The sequence below is a fragment of the uncultured Aggregatibacter sp. genome (assembly GCF_938046485.1).
Classification (GTDB): Bacteria; Pseudomonadota; Gammaproteobacteria; order Enterobacterales; family Pasteurellaceae; genus Aggregatibacter.
This window is the reverse complement of record NZ_CALIWN010000037.1, coordinates 1-18,254: the sequence shown is the minus strand read 5'-3', so window position 1 is coordinate 18,254 and position 18,254 is coordinate 1. Positions and strand designations below refer to the sequence as shown.

The 18,254-nt window shown below is 42.8% G+C and carries 19 protein-coding genes, 1 tRNA gene and 1 pseudogene; 7 read left to right on the top strand and 14 right to left on the bottom strand.

The genetic code is table 11. The annotated features are described in order from the left end of the window. Positions 1-68 precede the first annotated feature (68 nt). The gene (locus tag Q0203_RS05130) at positions 69-764 is read right to left on the bottom strand and encodes a ribonuclease T (RefSeq protein ID WP_111295591.1); all 696 of its coding nucleotides are present in this window, start codon (positions 762-764) and stop codon (positions 69-71) included. A 66-nt stretch (positions 765-830) separates the two neighbouring features. Here Q0203_RS05130 and Q0203_RS05125 point away from each other — a divergent pair, with 66 nt between their 5' ends. Next, complete coding sequence (locus Q0203_RS05125) at positions 831-1,091, top strand: YfhL family 4Fe-4S dicluster ferredoxin (protein WP_032997744.1); 261 nt, start codon at positions 831-833, stop codon at positions 1,089-1,091. A gap of 59 nt (positions 1,092-1,150) precedes the next feature. Here Q0203_RS05125 and Q0203_RS05120 read toward each other — a convergent pair whose 3' ends face one another. Beyond that, a complete protein-coding gene (locus Q0203_RS05120) occupies positions 1,151-2,224 on the bottom strand; it encodes a tRNA/rRNA methyltransferase (RefSeq protein WP_297930017.1) in 1,074 nt (357 codons plus the stop codon). Positions 2,225-2,395: 171 nt separating this feature from the next. Between Q0203_RS05120 and pssA the strand changes: the two genes are divergently transcribed. The 3 genes from pssA (at position 2,396) to murQ (ending at position 5,902) form a co-directional block, all read left to right on the top strand. Then, a complete protein-coding gene (gene pssA / locus Q0203_RS05115) occupies positions 2,396-3,763 on the top strand; it encodes a CDP-diacylglycerol--serine O-phosphatidyltransferase (RefSeq protein ID WP_297930015.1) in 1,368 nt (455 codons plus the stop codon). Between the two features lie 97 nt (positions 3,764-3,860). Further along, positions 3,861-4,991 (top strand): anhydro-N-acetylmuramic acid kinase, encoded by a 1,131-nt coding sequence (locus tag Q0203_RS05110; protein WP_297930013.1) that lies wholly within the window; start codon positions 3,861-3,863, stop codon positions 4,989-4,991. Then, a complete protein-coding gene (gene murQ / locus Q0203_RS05105) occupies positions 4,988-5,902 on the top strand; it encodes an N-acetylmuramic acid 6-phosphate etherase (protein WP_297930011.1) in 915 nt (304 codons plus the stop codon). The genes Q0203_RS05110 and murQ overlap by 4 nt, the downstream gene beginning before the upstream one ends. A 25-nt stretch (positions 5,903-5,927) precedes the next feature. Here murQ and Q0203_RS05100 read toward each other — a convergent pair whose 3' ends face one another. From Q0203_RS05100 to glnA, 3 genes are all read right to left on the bottom strand, one after another. After that, a complete protein-coding gene (locus Q0203_RS05100; protein ID WP_297930009.1) occupies positions 5,928-7,448 on the bottom strand; it encodes an iron ABC transporter permease in 1,521 nt (506 codons plus the stop codon). 67 nt (positions 7,449-7,515) lie between these two features. After that, positions 7,516-8,049, bottom strand: coding sequence for a DUF5358 domain-containing protein (locus Q0203_RS05095; protein ID WP_232209088.1), 534 nt, complete (start codon positions 8,047-8,049; stop codon positions 7,516-7,518). Between the two features lie 169 nt (positions 8,050-8,218). Next, the gene (gene glnA, locus Q0203_RS05090; protein WP_297930007.1) at positions 8,219-9,628 is read right to left on the bottom strand and encodes a glutamate--ammonia ligase; all 1,410 of its coding nucleotides are present in this window, start codon (positions 9,626-9,628) and stop codon (positions 8,219-8,221) included. A gap of 304 nt (positions 9,629-9,932) precedes the next feature. Between glnA and typA the strand changes: the two genes are divergently transcribed. The 3 genes from typA (at position 9,933) to Q0203_RS05075 (ending at position 13,390) form a co-directional block, all read left to right on the top strand. After that, positions 9,933-11,786, top strand: coding sequence for a translational GTPase TypA (gene typA, locus Q0203_RS05085; RefSeq protein ID WP_297930005.1), 1,854 nt, complete (start codon positions 9,933-9,935; stop codon positions 11,784-11,786). Between the two features lie 132 nt (positions 11,787-11,918). Further along, a tRNA-Ile gene (locus Q0203_RS05080) sits at positions 11,919-11,995 on the top strand. A gap of 198 nt (positions 11,996-12,193) precedes the next feature. After that, positions 12,194-13,390 carry an integrase arm-type DNA-binding domain-containing protein gene (locus Q0203_RS05075; protein ID WP_297930003.1) on the top strand — a complete coding sequence of 399 codons (1,197 nt, stop codon included), beginning with the start codon at positions 12,194-12,196 and terminating at the stop codon, positions 13,388-13,390. Positions 13,391-13,562: 172 nt separating this feature from the next. Here Q0203_RS05075 and Q0203_RS05070 read toward each other — a convergent pair whose 3' ends face one another. The 9 genes and pseudogenes from Q0203_RS05070 to Q0203_RS05030 all read right to left on the bottom strand — a co-directional run bounded on the left by Q0203_RS05070 (position 13,563) and on the right by Q0203_RS05030 (position 18,048). Continuing rightward, positions 13,563-15,338 (bottom strand): phage/plasmid primase, P4 family, encoded by a 1,776-nt coding sequence (locus tag Q0203_RS05070; protein WP_297930001.1) that lies wholly within the window; start codon positions 15,336-15,338, stop codon positions 13,563-13,565. Then, positions 15,322-15,765 carry a hypothetical protein gene (locus Q0203_RS05065; RefSeq protein ID WP_297929999.1) on the bottom strand — a complete coding sequence of 148 codons (444 nt, stop codon included), beginning with the start codon at positions 15,763-15,765 and terminating at the stop codon, positions 15,322-15,324. The genes Q0203_RS05070 and Q0203_RS05065 overlap by 17 nt, the downstream gene beginning before the upstream one ends. Next, the gene (locus Q0203_RS05060) at positions 15,765-15,989 is read right to left on the bottom strand and encodes a hypothetical protein (RefSeq protein ID WP_006719238.1); all 225 of its coding nucleotides are present in this window, start codon (positions 15,987-15,989) and stop codon (positions 15,765-15,767) included. Before Q0203_RS05060 ends, Q0203_RS05065 begins: the two co-directional genes overlap by 1 nt. After that, positions 15,982-16,347: pseudogene (locus Q0203_RS05055) on the bottom strand (hypothetical protein); the annotation flags it as partial. The pseudogene Q0203_RS05055 and the gene Q0203_RS05060, both read right to left, overlap by 8 nt. 10 nt (positions 16,348-16,357) lie before the next feature. Beyond that, the gene (locus Q0203_RS05050; protein ID WP_297929996.1) at positions 16,358-16,540 is read right to left on the bottom strand and encodes a hypothetical protein; all 183 of its coding nucleotides are present in this window, start codon (positions 16,538-16,540) and stop codon (positions 16,358-16,360) included. After that, a complete protein-coding gene (locus Q0203_RS05045) occupies positions 16,533-16,754 on the bottom strand; it encodes a hypothetical protein (RefSeq protein WP_297929994.1) in 222 nt (73 codons plus the stop codon). The genes Q0203_RS05050 and Q0203_RS05045 overlap by 8 nt, the downstream gene beginning before the upstream one ends. Before the next feature lie 3 nt (positions 16,755-16,757). Next, positions 16,758-17,324, bottom strand: coding sequence for a host cell division inhibitor Icd-like protein (locus tag Q0203_RS05040; protein ID WP_297929993.1), 567 nt, complete (start codon positions 17,322-17,324; stop codon positions 16,758-16,760). A gap of 197 nt (positions 17,325-17,521) precedes the next feature. Next, positions 17,522-17,833 (bottom strand): hypothetical protein, encoded by a 312-nt coding sequence (locus Q0203_RS05035; RefSeq protein WP_297929991.1) that lies wholly within the window; start codon positions 17,831-17,833, stop codon positions 17,522-17,524. A gap of 11 nt (positions 17,834-17,844) precedes the next feature. Next, positions 17,845-18,048 carry an AlpA family phage regulatory protein gene (locus tag Q0203_RS05030; RefSeq protein WP_297929989.1) on the bottom strand — a complete coding sequence of 68 codons (204 nt, stop codon included), beginning with the start codon at positions 18,046-18,048 and terminating at the stop codon, positions 17,845-17,847. Positions 18,049-18,254: the final 206 nt, after the last annotated feature.

Genomic DNA, 18,254 nt, shown 5'->3' with positions numbered 1-18,254 from the left:
TTGTAACCTGAATTCAAGGGCTCACATTCAGGATTACACATTTCATTGATCCATGTCGAATTATTGGATTAATAACCGGTTCGGCTGCTTGGACAATCTATAATTTGCCAGTCTAAATCGTAACAAATAAAGAGTTCATTACGCGCAGCGCCAAGGTAAACATCTTTTAATTGCGGGTTGTTTTTTCGCATCCATTTAAACAGTTCGGTACGGCTTAATTCATAGTTTGGTAGCTTCAAAGTGCGGTATAAATTTTTGATCTTTTCAAAATAATCTTGCGCATTGTTAAACATACACGCGCCGTGTTTTTCCCACTCGCCTTGTAATAAGCCGGCACTCGGCATCTCAGGCAAATAGCGTTCAATAAGGTCTTGCGGTAATTGCGGTAAATCGCCTTGACAAAAGCGCGGGTGATCGGAGACTCTTCGGGCTTGTTTGTTTTGTGACCACAATCCATGCACAATCCAACCGAATTGTTGGGTTAAGCCGCATTGATATTGCAAAGAGGTCGGCAAATTATCGCCGTATTGTTGACGTTGTCGTTCACAAAATGCCGGCGACCAAGACAACACGAGGGTGTAATAATCGGTTTGAGCCTGTTTATTTTGTCCGATAGGATCGTTTTTCATGACGTAATCGTAATTACGATCAACCACCACCTCCGCCGCTTGTTTCTGTTGGGAAAAATAATACCAACCGGCAAGTAAAAACATTAAAAATGCCACCACAAAAAAAGACAGTAGCAACATACGTTTTTCGTTCATAAAATTCCTTTCACTTTGTTAACGTATTGATTATAATCCGACCCTTTCATTTTCCCCGAGGACGCTATGGCTCTACTCATCACTGACAAATGCACGAACTGCGATATGTGCTTGCCGGAATGCCCGAATGAAGCAATTTCAATCGGCGATGAGATCTATGTCATCGATCCCGAACTCTGCACCGAATGTGTCGGTCACTACGACACGCCCACCTGTCAAAAAGTTTGCCCTATCAGCAAATGTATTATCACCGACCCGGATCATGTGGAAAGTGAAGAACAGCTATGGGAGCGCTTTGTGTTAATTCACCATGGGGACAAACTGTAACGCATTTGAATGTGCGGTGAAAAAAGAGGGCGTTTTTACCCGCCCTAACTTTTCTCGTTTTATCTAAAATACCATTTCGCCAGCAAAATTCCGGCATTGACCGATACGTTTAAGCCATTTTTCAGTGGGCTGGCAAACGCCAAACGAACCTGTTCATCGCTTTTCTCTGATAAAGCCTCTGTCGAACCTTCACTCAGCACAAAAACCGTTTTATTTTTTAACCGCACTTTATCCAATGCTGTCGCATTTTCATCACCGCTCACGTGAAGAATTTGATAACCGGCTTGGCGTAATTGGGCAAGCGCATTGCGGGTGTCATTGGTTTCCAATACGCGCACATATTCCGCGCCGCCTTCTGCAATGCGTAAGGTCACGGCAGAATTAAGGCTTTCAGCGTTCTCTACCACAATATTTTTCACCCCGAAAAAGGCACAAGTACGCAAAATACCGCCAATATTTTGTGCGTTGTTCACATTATCTAACAACACCAAGCAATCTTCTTGATGTGGCACATCCAAATAGCCTTGCAACGTAAACGGATGGGCTTTTTTCACTAACATACAAATGCCACCATGGTGTTCTGTGCCGCTGACTTTGATCATCTCGTCGTTGTCCACAATGTGATACACCTTTTTATTAGTGGCTAAATAACTGCAAATATCCCCAATTTTATGCGCCATTTGTACGGTTGCCCACAAGCGCACAATGCTTCCCGGGCGCTGTTGGAATAAGGCTAAACACGAATTTTCACCATACACTTTCATTTCTTCTGCGCGATTCTTTTTGATTTTTTCCGGTGCGCGTGGTGACAATGGGCCGGTCTTCTTCTCTCTTGGCTTATCATCGAAACGACTGCTTTTGACGGTGACTTTCACGTTGCCTTCCGCACCACCGGCTTTTTTCATCGTGCTTTCGGCAATGTGTAAGGTTTTTTCTTGGCTTTCAGCGCGTTTAAATTTCGGCTTAGTATTTCTGTCGTTATCTCGCTCTCTGCGAAATTCTTGGCGAGAATCGCTTTTTGAGGAAAAGTGCGGTCGATTTTTATCGCGTTTTTGACGGTCGTCACCGACAGTGCGTTCGGAAAAAGTACGGTTGTTTGATTTGAAAGTCGGTTTGTTTGAATTTTGGTTCATAGTTGTGTTGCCGATAGGGTGGATGAATGGAATAAATTTGCGCTGTTGGCAATAAATTTGTGAGCATTATAACGAAAACCAGCCTTTTTTCTACCAAGGGGGGCGATAAATATTGTAAACTATCGCCTCAATTAGGTTCCGACTCATTGAGTACAACAGAGAATAAATTTTATGTTTAGAGATAAGACAAAACGGGCCCAGAAGCGTCTTGAAAGCCTGCCATGTTTAGCTTTACAGGCGGAACAAGTTGAATTTATTTACAGCCCAATGGCATTCAAAAATGAAATTATTCAACTGATCAGACAGGCGAAAACGCGTATTTTTGTGACCGCACTTTACTGGCAAAATGACGAAGCCGGACAAGAAATTCTCGATGAAATTTACCGTGCGAAACAAGATAAGCCTGAACTGGAAGTGAAAATTTTAATTGATTGGCATCGTGCGCAACGCAATTTATTAGGGGCGGAAAAGAGTGCGACCAATGCCGATTGGTATTGTGAACAACGTCAAAAATATCAACTTGCCGATGACCCGAATCTATTTTTCGGTGTGCCGATCAATACGCGCGAAGTGTTCGGCGTGTTGCACATCAAAGGCTTTGTTTTTGATGATACCGTGCTTTACAGTGGTGCCAGTATCAATAACGTGTATTTGCAACAAAATGAAAAATACCGTTACGACCGCTATCAAAAAATCACCCATCCGCAATTAGCCGACAGCATGGTGGCTTTTATTCGCGAGTTTTTGTTGAATAGCGATGTGGTGTTGCCGTTGGATAGCGTTAATCGCCCGAAAACCAAAGAAATTCGACAAAATATCCGCCATTTTAGAAAAAATCTTGCACTTAATGGGCAATATAAGCTGCCAAGTGCGGTTGATTTTGGCAATGAATTAACGGTAACGCCGTTATTTGGTCTCGGTGGGACGGGCAATGTATTAAATCGGACGATCGAAGATTTATTCCAGTTAGTGGAAGAAAAGCTCACTATTTGTACGCCGTATTTTAATTTCCCGCGGACATTGCAACAAAAAATCCGCCATTTGCTAAGTAAAGGCAAAAAAATCGAAATTATTGTGGGCGATAAAGTGGCAAATGATTTTTACATTCCACCGGAACAACCGTTCAAAATGGCTGGGGCATTGCCGTATTTGTATGAAAACAATCTTCGCCGTTTTAGCAAAAAGTTCCAACGTGAAATGGAACAAGGTCAACTGATTATTCGCACATGGAAAGACGGTACAAACACCTATCATCTGAAAGGCGTTTGGGTTGACGATAATTATATTTTGTTGACCGGCAATAATTTGAATCCGCGCGCGTGGCGATTAGATGCGGAGAATGGCCTATTTATCCATGATCCGAAACAACAACTTTTGCCTCAAGTCATTCAGGAGTTAGCCTATATTCGCCAACATACCACGTTGCTTCAACATTACACCGAGTTGGAGGAAATGAAGCAATATCCGGCACCGGTGCAAAAATTATTGAAAAAATTTGCCCGTATTAAAGCGGATAAGTTAGTGAAGATGATTTTGTAATCTGTCGTTCCGTTCGTTTTGTGGAACATTTGATCACTGGTGGGGAAGAAGTGAAAATCATCTTCCCCATTTTTTTATCTTCGATGAGGACAGCACCATGCAACAAGACTATTATCTCGGTATCATGTCCGGCACCAGTTTGGACGGCGTTGACATTGCGCTGATGGCATTTGACGAAAAACCGCAATTTATCGTGGCACAATTCACCCCAATGCTGGCAGATTTACGCCAAGATTTATTGCAATTAATTTCGCAAGGCAGTTCTACATTGCAGCAACTGGGCGAATTAGATCAGCGTTTAGCCTTACTCTACGCCGAGGCGGTCAACCATTTTCTCACGAGCCATCAACTGCAACCGCAGCAAATTCGCGCTATCGGCTGTCACGGACAAACTGTTTGGCATGCGCCACAAGGTAATTTTCCGTTCACCATGCAATTAGGCGACATGAATCTGCTTGCTGCCTGCACCGGCATTGATGTTGTTGGGGATTTTCGGCGTAAAGATATGGCATTTGGTGGACAAGGCGCGCCGTTAGTGCCGGCGTTTCATCAAGCGTGGTTTTATGATGACAACTGGGCGACAGTGGTGCTGAACATCGGTGGCATCAGCAATATTTCCATCCTCTTTCCTCATCAACCGATTATTGGCTACGACACAGGTAGCGGCAATGCGCTGATGGATGGTTGGATCGAACGCCATCTCGGAAAATCTTATGATGCTGACGGGCAATGGGCGCGTAGTGGCAACGTGCGGTCGGCATTATTGGCGGAAATGTTAAAAGAGCCTTATTTCCAACAGCCACCACCGAAAAGCACCGGGCGCGAATTGTTCAATCTTACCTGGCTTGAAAAAACATTAGAAAAAACCACCGCACTTTTGGGTGAAATTCCACCACAAGACGTGCAAGCCACCTTGTTAGAATTTACCGCACAAAGCATCGCTCTTGCGTTAAATCCACTAGAAACGCCATTACCACGCCGTTTATTGGTCTGCGGAGGTGGTGCAAAAAATGGCTTGTTGATGACGCGATTACAAGCGTTATTACCACAATGGCAATGCCGCCCGACCAATGATGAAGGCTTGGATGCAGACTATGTGGAAGCCGCTGCCTTTGCTTGGCTTGCCTATCGTCGTTTACACAACCAACCGTCTAATTTACCAAGTGTGACCGGCGCCAAAAGTGCGGTCAGTTTAGGCGCAATTTTTCCTGCGGAGAAACAGGCATGAGCGAACAGAATTTATTAAAAACGCTTGAAACGATGTTAAGCGAGCAACGCAACCCAAACACCTTGCACATTGATGCTTTGTCGCCGTTAGAGGTTGTCACGCTGTTAAATCATGAAGACAAACAAGTGGCTTTCGCCGTGGAGAAAGCTCTGCCACAAATCGCACAGGCAGTAGAACACATCGTGGTGGCATTTCAGTCTGGCGGACGCTTGGTTTACATGGGGGCAGGCACCAGCGGTCGTCTGGGCGTGCTAGATGCCTCCGAATGCCCGCCAACGTTTGGTGTGCCATCAAGCATGGTGGTGGGATTAATTGCCGGTGGCGAAACCGCATTGCGTAACGCCGTGGAAGGGGCGGAGGATAATTGCGAAGCAGGCGAACAGGATTTACGTCACATTCATTTTAGTCGCAAAGATGTGTTAGTCGGGATTGCTGCCAGTGGTCGCACGCCTTATGTGATCGGCGGCTTAACCTATGCCAAACAGCTCGGCGCCACCACGGTTTCTTTGGTCAGCAACCCAAACGCTATCATGAGCGAAATCGCAGACATTGCCATCACCACTGCGGTCGGCCCCGAAGCCCTCACCGGTTCCAGCCGTTTAAAATCCGGCACCGCACAAAAAATGGTGCTGAACATGCTCACCACCGCTGCCATGATTCGTCTCGGCAAGTGCTATCAAAATCTCATGGTGGACGTGCAAGCCACCAATCAAAAACTCAAAGCACGCGCTATCCGGATTGTCATGCAAGCTACCGAGTGCGACCAACTCACGGCAGAACAAACCTTACACACCACCAATGGCAATGCAAAATTGGCGATTATGATGCTGTTGAGCGGATTAGATAAAGACCAAGCAGAAGCCGTTTTAACACAGAACAAAGGACGATTACAGGACGCGTTGGCAGGGTAAAATGCCAACAGCTCTTGCATAACCTTTACTTAAAACCATATTTTTTAAGTAAAAAGACCGGAATGCCGGAAAATAGCACTAACATCACGGCATAAGGCGTGGCAGCAGCATATTGGGCATCACTGGTGTATTCCCAAACGGCGATAGATAAGGTTTTGATGTCGTTCGGGGTGAGTAATAAGGTGGCGGTGAGTTCTTTCATCAGGTTTAGAAACACCAACGCAAACGCAGCGGCAATCCCCGGCAACATGGCGGGAATGGTGAGCGTGCGGAAAATATAAAAATGACTACGCCCAAGGCTTTGTCCCACTTTTTCGACATTGTCGGAAATTTGTTCCAAAGAGCTACGCAACGTGGTTTGCGCCATCGGCAAATACAACATGAAATAGGCAACAATTACCATAAAGAACGTTTGGTAGAAAGAATACGCATAGTTAATGGTGAAATACACCAGCGACAGCGCGATAACCAAGCCCGGCACGGCGTGCAATAAATACGGCAGGCGATCAATCCACAGGGTAAGGCGGCTACGATAGCGTACTGCGCTCCAAACGAGTGGCAAAGCGCAAAGCACGGTGAGCCCAGCCCCTAAACAGGAAACTAACAAAGAGTTGCTGAAGGCTTCAAAAAAGGCGGAAAAATCTACCGCACTTTCAAGAGAGCTCCCCACGATCATCCAGTAAATCAACATGGTGAGCGGCACACCGATGCTCAGAATAAAAATAGTCAGGAAAAAAATGACCACGAAGCCTTGTTTGCCAACCGTTAAATTTTTTACCGGATAAGGGCGGCTCACGCCTTTGCCACTGTTGTACAGGGTTTGTTGCCCACGAAAGAAAATTTCGCCGAATACAATCAAGGCGCAAATTGCCATTAATACGGCGGACAACAATGCCGCCGTATTGTTGTTAAAGGCCATTTCATATTCTTGGAAAATGGCAGTGGTAAAGGTTTGATAATTCAAAATCGACACGGCGCCAAATTCTACCAACATATGTAATGCGATTAATAAAACGCTGCTGCCGATAGCCGGTTTTAACTGCGGAAATATGGCGTGCCAAAAGGTGTCGCGACGACTCTTGCCGAGAGAAAGGCTAACTTCTTCTAATGAGCGATCCAGTCGTTTTAAGGTGGCAGCAACCGGCAAATAGGCAAGCGGAAAGGAGCTTAAAGTCATAATGCCGATCGTGCCCCAAAAGCCTTCGACGCGAAAAGTCAGGCTAATCCAGGTGAAGCAACTGACGAAGGCAGGAATACACAGAGGCAACGTCATCGCCACTTGAAAAAATGGCTTCCCCCAAAAACGATAGCGTTCCAATAAAAAGGCGCAAACCGTGCCGAGAATAATGGCGCTAAAGGTGACACAAACCATCAGTAGCAGGGTGTTGCGCAACAGCTCCCACATATGCGGTCGCCAAAGTAGCGCAATACTGCGATCCCAACCCACCTCAATGGCTCTCACAATGACGTATAGAAAAGGCAAAATCAGCGGCAAGCTGATGAGAATAATCAAGGCGGTCAGCCAAAATGGGGGATTGCGGTTCACCTGTGTATCCTATTGAAATTGAGGGAATTAGGTTCTCATGTTTGTTATCCGATGAGAATGGCTTTCGTTAAAGCAGGAGTGCTGAACCCCATTTAATAATGTCAAAAAAGAATTTATTTTGATTTGTAGCAACACCATCGGAAGATTTATTTTCTTCGGTTGCTTTTTTCTCTTCTAACATCCCATTTTTATATTGTCCTTTAACCACTTCCAAATCATCTAACGCATTTCTGCGTAAAACGTTACACTGCGCTTTATCTAAGTCATCCACTTTATCTAATTTGAATTTTTTATATTGATAAATGGCGTAATTCATGGATTTTTCATCACTTTGAATAATTTTGACATATTTCTCGCCGATAATTTTTTCAAGCGGATAGAAAAGCACATATTGTGAATGAATATACGCATCTTCTTTCGGAAAATGTTGTTGTAAAATCCGTGTTAAGTTCGGGTAAATGCATTGCTCAACCTGTTTGCTGTCAAACGCCCAGCGTTGTGCATCTGCATCTGACAAATAATAACCTGCGCCGGCATATTCCGCTGGGATTGGTGCCTCTTTTGAGGAAAAAAGGCCACAACCGACCAAGCAGAATGACATTGTCAAAATAAGGTATTTCTTTAACATAATGACACCTTTAACGTGAGTTTAATATTGCGTTTCCGTGAAAAAGATCGCCCTATTCGTGGCGATTTCATGTTGTTATGATAATCGTTATTGTCGTTAGAATAAAACGACGCCTCGAAAATATTCAAGGCGCGTTTTCAAATTAGTAGTACATTTCAAACTCGACCGGATGTGGTGTCATGTTCAAACGTTCAACTTCCTTGCGTTTTATACCAATGAAAGCGTGAATGAAATCTTTTGTGAAAACATTGCCTTGTGTTAAGAACTCAAAATCTTTTTCTAAGGCGTTTAATGCTTCTTCTAATGAACTTGCGACAGCAGGAATATCTTTCAATTCTTCCGGAGGTAAATCATAAAGGTTTTTGTCCATCGCATCGCCCGGATGAATTTTATTTACCACGCCATCCAAGCCAGCCATTAATAATGCGGCAAACGCTAAATACGGATTGGCAAGCGGATCCGGGAAACGCGCTTCCACGCGAATGGCTTTCGGACTGGTCACGGCAGGAATACGAATGGACGCCGAACGGTTGCTTGCGGAATACGCCAATAATACCGGCGCTTCAAAGCCCGGTACCAAACGTTTATAAGAGTTGGTACTTGGATTGGTAAAGGCATTTAACGCTTTCGCATGTTTGATGATACCGCCGATGTAATAAAGTGCGGTTTCTGAAAGGCCCGCATATTTATCCCCTTGGAAAATATTTTTGCCGTCTTTACTCAAGGACATATTACAGTGCATCCCCGAACCGTTATCACCGGTAATCGGTTTTGGCATGAAACAGGCGGTTTTACCATATTCCTTTGCCACATTACGCACGATGTATTTATAAATTTGGGTTTCATCCGCTTTCAACGTTAAGGTGTTGAACTTCGTCGCGATTTCATTTTGTCCGGCTGTGGCTACTTCGTGGTGGTGCGCTTCAATCACCAAGCCCATTTCTTCCATTAACAAACACATCTCGGAACGAATATCATGTGCCGTATCAATCGGTGCCACTGCACAATAGCCGCCTTTTTTCAGCGGACGATAGGCATTGTTGCCGTTTTCATAACGCTTGTTGGTGTTCCACGCGGCTTCAACATCATCCACTTGATAAGTATTGCCGTTCATCGACACATCGAAACGGACATCATCAAAGAGGAAAAATTCCGGTTCTGGTCCGAAGAACACTTGATCCGCCACACCGGTGGAACGCATATAATTTTCTGCGCGAAGTGCGATTGAACGCGGATCACGATCATAGCTTTGCATGGTGGTCGGTTCAAAAATGCTACAACGGAGGGATAAAGTTGGAATCTGTGCAAACGGATCGACAACGGCGGTTTCGGCAATCGGCATTAAAAGCATATCTGCTTTATTGATAGCCTTCCAACCTTCCACAGAAGAGCCGTCAAACATTTTGCCGTCTTCAAATAAATCCTCGTCAACCAAACTCACAGGTAAAGAAACACCATGTTCTTTGCCTTGAATATCGGTAAAACGAAGTAACACAAATTTGATGTCATTTTCTTCAATGAGTTTAAACACATTGTCAATCGCGTTAGACATACTCGTAAATCCTCTAAGACGTGGGTTAATTAAGATAAAATGGGGAAAAAGAATGCTCATAAAAATAGCATATTCCGCCTCAATTTCATAAAAGTATTTCATACATTCAGCTGAATTTTCTTCATTAAACCCCTTTTTTATTTTTCATAAAGTCAGGTCGTTTATTGTGTAAATTTTCTCCCATTTACGCATAGCAGCCCCTCATAAAAAGTTGTATAATCTGCGCCTTTCGCATTTTTGGCACTAAAAGTGCGGTCAGAAAATTACCTATTTTTTATTATTAGCTTAGGCTTAAGAATTCTCAATGACAGATCAAATAGACATTAACAAATTGCGTAATATCGCAATCATTGCCCACGTTGACCACGGCAAAACAACTTTAGTGGATAAATTATTACAACAATCCGGCACATTGGAAGCCTCCCGTAGCGGTGATGCGGATGAGCGCGTGATGGATTCCAATGATTTAGAAAAAGAGCGCGGCATTACCATTTTAGCGAAAAATACCGCCATTAATTGGAACGGCTACCGCATTAATATTGTGGATACTCCGGGACACGCGGACTTCGGTGGTGAAGTAGAACGCGTACTCTCCATGGTGGATTCCGTATTATTGGTAGTGGATGCCTTTGACGGCCCGATGCCACAAACCCGTTTCGTAACACAAAAAGCGTTTGCTCATGGCTTAAAACCGATCGTGGTCATTAACAAAGTTGATCGCCCCGGTGCACGCCCTGACTGGGTGGTCGATCAAGTGTTCGATTTATTCGACAATCTTGGCGCCACTGACGAACAGTTAGACTTCCCGATTATTTACGCCTCCGCCTTAAATGGCGTTGCCGGTTTGGAGCACGACGAGTTAGCTGCCGATATGACCCCTTTATTTGAAGCTATCGTCAAATACGTTGAACCACCCAAAGTGGAACTTGACGCACCATTCCAAATGCAAATCTCTCAACTTGATTACAATAATTATGTGGGCGTTATCGGTATTGGTCGTATTAAACGTGGGACGGTGAAGCCCAACCAAAGCGTAACAATCATCGACAGTTTCGGAAAAACCCGCACCGGTAAAATCGGTCAGGTATTGGGACACCTTGGATTACAACGCTACGAAGAAGATATTGCCAGCGCAGGCGACATCGTGGCGATTACCGGTCTTGGTGAACTCAACATTTCTGATACCATTTGCGACATCAACAACGTAGAAGCCTTACCGGCATTAAGCGTTGATGAACCGACCGTGACGATGTTCTTCTGTGTTAACACCTCACCGTTCTGCGGTAAAGAAGGGAAATACGTGACATCTCGTCAGATTTTAGAGCGCTTAAACAAAGAGCTTGTGCATAACGTAGCATTGCGCGTAGAAGAAACCCCAAACCCGGATGAATTCCGTGTTTCCGGTCGTGGTGAATTGCATTTATCCGTGTTAATCGAAAATATGCGCCGCGAAGGCTACGAATTAGCCGTCTCCCGCCCAAAAGTCATCTTTAAAGAAGTGGATGGACACAAACAAGAACCGTTTGAACAAGTCACCATCGACATTGAAGAGCAACACCAAGGCGCGGTAATGGAAGCTCTTGGTATCCGCAAAGGTGAAGTAAAAGACATGGTGCCGGATGGTAAAGGACGTACACGTTTAGAATATGTGATCCCAAGCCGTGGCTTAATCGGTTTCCGTAATGAATTCATGACCATGACTTCCGGTACCGGATTGCTCTACTCTAGTTTCAGTCATTACGATGATGTGAAACCGGGCGAAATCGGTCAGCGTAAAAATGGTGTATTGATTTCCAATGCGACAGGTAAAGCCTTGGCTTACGCGTTATGGGGCTTGCAAGAGCGCGGCAAACTGATGATCGATCACGGCGCCGAAGTGTACGAAGGTCAAATCATCGGTATTCACAGCCGTTCTAACGACTTAACTGTGAACTGCTTACAAGGGAAAAAACTCACCAATATGCGCGCTTCCGGTAAGGATGACGCCATTGCGTTAACCACACCAATTAAATTGAGCCTTGAACAAGCCATTGAATTTATTGATGATGACGAATTGGTGGAAATTACCCCGCAATCTATCCGCATCCGTAAAAAATTATTAACGGAAATGGATCGTAAACGTGCTAACAGAACAACAACCAGCACAAGCACACATTAATTCGTTTAAAATCTAAAAAGTGCGGTGCGTTTTTCAAAAGTTTTGTAAAACGCACCGCACTTTTTTCGGCTAAAAATCTTGTCATCCTAGACTTTAACGACAAAATTCTCTATAATCCGCAACGCTTTTTCCGCCCCCATAGCTCAGTCGGTCAGAGCAGTCGACTCATAATCGATTGGTCACAGGTTCAAGTCCTGTTGGGGGCACCAAAAAACTTATCACACCCCCTCGCAACTCATCAAAAACATCAATCAAATCCATTATTTATAAGACTTTATAGCATTTTACCCTATTGTATCCCCTCGTAGATAATCGCCCTTAACCGCTCTTTTTTGTAACCACGATTGTAACCATGTGCTAATATCCCTTTTCCGTGGTTACATAAAATTGCTAAATGGTTACCAAATATGCCTAAAATTACTAAGCCTCTAACCAATACCGAAGTAGAAAGATCTAAGCCAAAAGCCAAAGAATACACCCTTACTGATGGTTACGGATTATTTCTATTAGTCTTGCCTACCGGCGTTAAATCATGGCGTTTTAACTATATCCGCCCACTTACTAAAAAACGTACTAAAGTTTCTTTAGGAACTTATCCCGCTTTATCTTTAGCTCAAGCCCGTTCTATTCGTGAAGAATATCGCTCTTTGTTGGCTCAAGGCATAGACCCACAAGAACATAAAGAACAAGAACAGAAAGCCGCTATTGAGCATATAGAAAATAGCTTGCTATCTGTCGCTAATCGTTGGAAGACCAAGAAGGTTCAAAAAGTAGAAGCTGAGACATTAAAAAAAGATTGGCGCCGCATGGAAATCTATTTGTTTCCTTTTATTGGTGATATGCCGATAAATGAAATTCTGCCAAAGGTTGTTATTGAAGCATTAGAATCACTCTATAACCAAGGCAAGGGCGATACATTAAAGCGCACTATTCGGCTATTGAATGAAGTACTTAACTTCGCTGTAAACTACGGTCTAATTGCCTTTAATCCTTGCTTACGAATCAATGAAGTATTTAACTTTGGAAAATCCACCAACAACCCGGCAATAACACCAAAAGAACTACCGGAATTAATAAAAGCCGTGATGTATTCCAGTGCGGCCATTCAAACAAAGTTATTATTCAAATTTCAGTTATTAACCATGGTACGTCCTGCTGAGGCAAGTAACGCCACATGGTCTGAAATTGATTTTAAAAAATCTTTATGGACTATCCCGGCTAACAGAATGAAGAAAAGGAATCCTTTTGTAATTCCCCTTTCTTCCCAAGCTATGGCAATTCTAAACAAAATGAAAAGTATATCCGTGAAAAGCGAATATGTTTTTCAAAGTTGGATTAAGTCTAACCAACCAATGAGCAGTCAAACAATCAATAAAATGTTAGTCGATTTGGGCTACAAGAATAAACAAACTGCTCATGGATTAAGAACAATCGGACGCACTTATTTAGCCGATCAGCGTATTGATTATGAAGTGGCTGAAATGTGTATTTCTCACAAGACGGGTACGCAAACAGGAAAGATTTACGATAGGGCTGATTTCCTTGAACAACGCAAGCCGGTGATGCAACTTTGGGGCGATTATGTGGAACAATGCGAACGTTAAAAGCGATGTGTGTATAAAATATTATAAAAAGGTGTTCACCTGTTCACCTTTACCATTTTTGTTAATTATATCAATAAATTAGATGGTGATTACTGGTATTCACAAGTGTTCACGTTTGGTGTTCACTTTTTTAGGCAAAAAAAGCGCGCTTTTCGTGCGCGCCTTTGGTTATCTATTTGATTTTTATATATTCATTTAGGAATTCATCAACATTTTTAAAAACTACATTGGTTTTTGTCCCTTTATTAGTCTTCTTGCTTTGATATGGATACTTGTTCCTATGCTGTGCGAATCCCTGCCTTAACGCATTGGAAAAGTTATTTAGTGTTAAGGGTGCAGCATGATTGTTCGCTTTGATAAATTCCAAATATGCCGGATAAAGGTGCGTTCTGAAACTATTAATCATGTTCGCATTGCCAATAAATAAACCGTCTATTTTCTCCGTGGTTGAGAAATAACAACAAAATGCGGTGATATGATCCGATTCAATTTTTATTTCTAACGCTTCGGCGCTTTCCTGTTGTTGGATTAACGCTTTCTTTGCGTCCAACGGATTTTTAAAAGCCTGAATCAGCTTATAGATAATCCCGCCGGCTTCGGCTTCTATCTTATCCATTAAGTACGGATCGCGTTTATTTTCTGGCACCACCTTATCAAAGTGAAAAATCACTCTGCGGCGTTCAATACCTCCGTTTCTTTCTGTGAAGCGTGTCGGCTCATTGTTTACGATTAGCACAATCGCGGGAATGACTGCTTTAAACTTGCTTTTATGCTTCGGATCGATATTGACTAAATCCCCCGCACTAATGCTTTTTAGTCCGCCACCATCGCCACCATAGCGGGATTGTTCCGGACATAGAATGAGCGTTTTATTCACAAAGTTTTCACGGCCGCGTGGTTCGTCTAAATCGACTAATCGCCCGCTTTCGGTGTTTTGTTCGCCGGCTAACATTGTGGCAATTTGCGCAAATACCGATTTTCCGCTGCCACCATCGCCGGTTACTTCAAAGAATAATTGCCAGTTATGACGATTCGTTAAAATCGCGTAAAGTGCGCCCAAGATTGCTTGCTTTTTATCTTCCTTACCATCAGCAACAAAATTCAACCAACTATCAAAGTGCGGTGTATTTTCCGTTTGATTTGTGTAATCGTGCGGAATAAAGGAAGTGAGCCAGTTTTCCCGACAATGTGGACTAAATTCCAAGGTAGAACGATTTAATACACCATTTGTAAAGGCTAATAGTTCCTTGGATTGCTCACCCATTTTGGCTGCTTGAATCTTCGCTGTATCAATCATTGAATCAATAGAACGGGCGCTATAAGTAAATTCCTGTTCATCGTAAAATTGAACGGCTTTAACCTCCAATTCCGATCTCGGTAGAATCTCCCAATTTGCGCCGGTGTAATGATAAAGCTCCTTATCTAAACTGTGTTGAGCAATATCTAGATCCAACCATTTTACGAATGCCCGGGCTTTCACGTTAGTTCCGTCCTTTTCTTTCAATTTCGGCGGCGGAGCAATTTTATCCGCAATTTCTACCGCACTTTTATCCGTGCGTAGGCGTTGAATGTAACCACTTAGATTTTCCTTCATCTGCGCGGCGCCATCATATAAAACGACATGATCAGCTTTAGTATGCTTTGCTAGATTGTGACAAATACCGGTGATTTCGGTCGGTTCTAATTCACCACATTGGAAAAGCATGATTGTGCGTTGCTCTGAATCGGCTATTCTAATTCCTGAAATATCTTCAAGCTGCTGTTCGGCAAGAATAACCGGCTTTTGTTTGGCATCGATACCTTCCACCAATGAACACAATAACAACCATTCTTCGCCTTTCCCTTTGTTCCATGCTTGCCAAGCCTTACGCCCGGCAAGAATGATTAACGCTGAATAAGGTTCTTTCGGCTGATCCGCTAAATGTGGTGCATTAATTAAGCGTGCCATGATTTACCCCCTCAACTGCGCCGTTCTCAATCATATTGATACGCATGGCAACGATTTCCTGAAAATATGAAAATGTGCTTACCAAGGAAATCACTAAGCTATGCTTCAATAAGCCATCTATAAGTTCATCATTGGATAGCATTGCTGCGGTTTCCTCCGGCGCTAAAGAAGGCGGTTTTGGTGCCATCTGTAGTAAATGCTTATTGATCGTGATTAATTCATCACGAAGAATTTTTAGCCCACCGAGATATTCAGAGGGATAATCAATAAACTGTTCGGCTAATGCCAAAATTGATTCGGTGGTATAAGGGAAAGACGAATTAAAGGCTTCATCTTTAGGTTTTCCCATGTTCTGATGACTGATTGAAATCGCATTCAATTCAATGGCATTTAGTTTGGAATAATCCATTTTTTGATTGAGATCCATTATTTCACCCCCGTGATTTTCAATCCTGCTGTAGTTGCTCGTTTAATTGATTTCAGCGCGTCTGTTGCGCCTTTTAAATGTCCGTTGTGAATGTAGTCTTTAGCAAAGCTAAGATAAAATTCAGTCTGTTTAATGGCTTTTACCAACTGTTCCCAATCCGGCAAGCGTTCTTCCTCAAATAGGCTAGGGCGCTTCTTGCTTACTTTGGTTTTTAACTTACGCATTTGCCACCACCTGTAATCGTTCAATTTGTGTTACTACTTCGGCAAATTTAGAAATTAAATAGCCGTTTGCCTGATTGAACGATTTCAAAAGTACGGTCTGTTCTTTTGTTAAATCGGCAGCTTTCGCCAATTCGTTAAATAACTTTCCACCACCTTTCAACCGTTCTACTAAATCCGCACATTCGCCGCGCATTTTTAGTTTGTGATGAAATTCATCAGGGTAAACCTCTAAGCAACGTTGATTGCTGTCATGGATTAACTTAAATTGGCGGCTGATTTGCGCATATTCTGCGTGTAAAGGATTGAATGAGAGTTTCCCATGAATCTTAGGCTTAACCGTGCCTTGTGTTTGTTGTTGTGCCATCGGTTTAATCATTTTCATCATCCTCGCCTAATCCGTCGGGGTTGCTAATTCTGATTTCAGAATGAACATCTTTATCTTTTAAAAATTCAGCAGCTTTATAGGCTTGTTCGTATGTAGGATAATGCCCCACAAAATCAATTTTGCCCTGTTTGTCCAATATCACTAATTTGTAAGGTGAATTAGTCATCTTCGCCCTCCAATAATTTATTCAAAGCCGAATAATTGCTTTCACTTACTCTAAACGCAGCGACTATTGCCGCCTGAATTTCACATTCATTTAATTTTGAATAATCGGTTTCAGATAAAGCCAATAGCAATGATGAAAGCTGATGGACTTTCTCTAAAAGCCCTTCTAATTGCCATTTTTCAAGAGTGATTTTTTCTTTATTAAGATTGCTCATAGCTCACTCCTTGATAAAAGTGCGGTTGTTTTTCACGGTGTTTTGAAGATTGATTTTGCCGGTAAGCACAAGAACAAAATCATGGGCGAATTGAGCGCGTGCAGCTTGTTCTATGTCGGCGGTGATACGGATTTTTTTAATGTGATTGGTTAGATCGGTACGGCGAATAGCCGCAAAAATGAATTGATACATTTGCGTAGTTTCCAGTAAAAGATTTTTAGAAACTACCGCTAGACTTCTCACGGTCGGGCGGTAGAACGTAACAGGGTGAGAAACTGCCAACATTGGAAGACAGCCAGTCAAAGACTGCCTATCACGCTCTACCATTGAATGAATTTTTAGATTAAATAAAACAAAATCCGCAAATTCTTGAGGTGTGCGAATGTTACGAACAAAAAAAGCACGGTTAAAAGGCGTGCTATCGTTCGCCAGTAAATAATTCAGCTTCTCACGGCTGACCTTAGATTTTGCTAAGGCGTGAACATAGTCGCAAATTTGACCGCACTTTGTAAAGTGAAATGTATTGTAATTATTTTCATATTTTTTATAATTAACGTGATTTAAATTCATATTCATTCCTTTTATGGATTTAGATCGGGAAACGTGGCGTGTGCTTTGTGTTTGGCTCATGGTCGCTAAAATCATTCATTAGCGTTCAAAGTGTGTTCCGCTGTTTCCGCTCTCATGTAATTTAGGTTATCTACCTTCTGAGTGAGTCTTAAGGTAGGAAATGCGCCGATTGGGTTGAGCCTTGCGGCGTTTTTCTTTTAACGGAATCGAAAGTAGGCTTGCTGTTCTTCATGCGTAGTAAGCTCACCTCCCTTAGCCTTGTAAATGGCAATCACCTGTTTTAACTGTTCGGCATCTGTGATTTCATAGCGGTAATATTGCCCCATTCCATCTGCAGTCTTTTCCGTTGTACGTTTCACTTTGCCGGTTAAATGATTGCGTTCAAGTTCACTGATATAGTTACGCGCTGACGTCATGCCCATTGAGTAACCATCAATGCCGCTAATACTGGAGAGAATTAAGCGGTGTAACACTTTTAAGAATTGTGTTGGTTTTCTTGCTTCGTTCATCTTCCACCACCTTAAGCGCGTGCGGCTTTTTGTTCTTCAATCCATTGATTCACTTCTTCTAAGTCCCAACGGACAAAGTTTTGTGAAAAGCGGATCGGCTGTGGGAATTGTTTAGCTCTTACAAGCTCATTGAGTTTGGTGCGGCCAAAGCTTACGCGTCGGCAAACATCGGCACCGGTGATGAGTTTTTTAGATTGGGTTTGAGATTGGCTCATAAAAAATACCTCTCGTTAGTTTAACTATGTGGAATAGCGTTCTATTCCGTTGAGCTGTTCGAACGAGAGGGATATTATGAATAAAACACTTTTAATTCAAAGACTTAACTTCCTAATAAGAAATGATTGCTTAAATCGAAAGAAAAAGCCCCTTAAATCGAAAGAAAAAGCCCCTTAAATCGAAAGAAAAAGCCCCTTAAATCGAA